This is a genomic window from Streptococcus sp. 20925_1_44 (assembly GCF_041432435.1).
In the GTDB taxonomy this organism is placed as follows: Bacteria; Bacillota; Bacilli; order Lactobacillales; family Streptococcaceae; genus Streptococcus; species Streptococcus infantis.
In genome coordinates this window covers 1-707 of record NZ_JAPVZQ010000012.1, presented here as the reverse complement: position 1 = coordinate 707, position 707 = coordinate 1, and the positions used below count along the sequence as shown (strand labels likewise).

The 707-nt window shown below is 39.9% G+C and carries 1 pseudogene; it reads right to left on the bottom strand.

The features are described from left to right. Positions 1-707 (bottom strand): annotated as a pseudogene (locus O3643_RS08315) (N-acetylmuramoyl-L-alanine amidase family protein); the annotation flags it as partial.

The window sequence follows — 707 nt, the reverse complement described above, 5'->3', positions numbered from 1 at the left end:
CTTTTCGCTTTAGTTAAAGCAGCATTGTTTTGATTCCCGCCTGCTGGTTTTGGTTGCCGGACGCCATTGTTTCCCACATAGTAACGGCTACCATCTACCCATTTATCCCTAGCCATTTTACCATCTGATTCGACATAGTAACGGCCACCATCTACCCATTCATTCTTGGCCATCCTACCGTCTGATTTAAGATAGTAATTTCCTATCCATTTATTACGGGCAGAACTTCCTTCAGCTGTCAAATAGTAATAAGAACCAGAATTTTTATCATAGATCCAATCGCTTTTTGCCCTCTTACCATCTGATTTAAGATAGTAATTTCCAACCCAAGTATTTCGAACAGCGTTTCCCGAAGCATTTAGGTAGAAATAAGAATTAGCTTTTTTATCAAAAATCCACTTATTAGTGACTTTAACACCATTTTCATAATAAGATGAGCCTACCCAGCCAGACTGGACTGTAGACTTTGGCTTATCCTGTTTAGGTGCCGTATTCTTTTGTTTATCAGATTGCTTTGGTGCGCTAGTTTTAGGCTTCTCTGATTGCTTTGGAGCGCTAGTTTTAGGCTTCTCTGTTTGTTTTGGAGCGCTAGATTTAGGCTTCTCTGTTTGTTTTGGAGCGCTAGATTTAGGTTTTTCTGATTGTTTTGGAGCGCTAGATTTTGGCTTCTCTGATTGTTTTGGAGCGCTAGTTTTAGGCTTATCTGT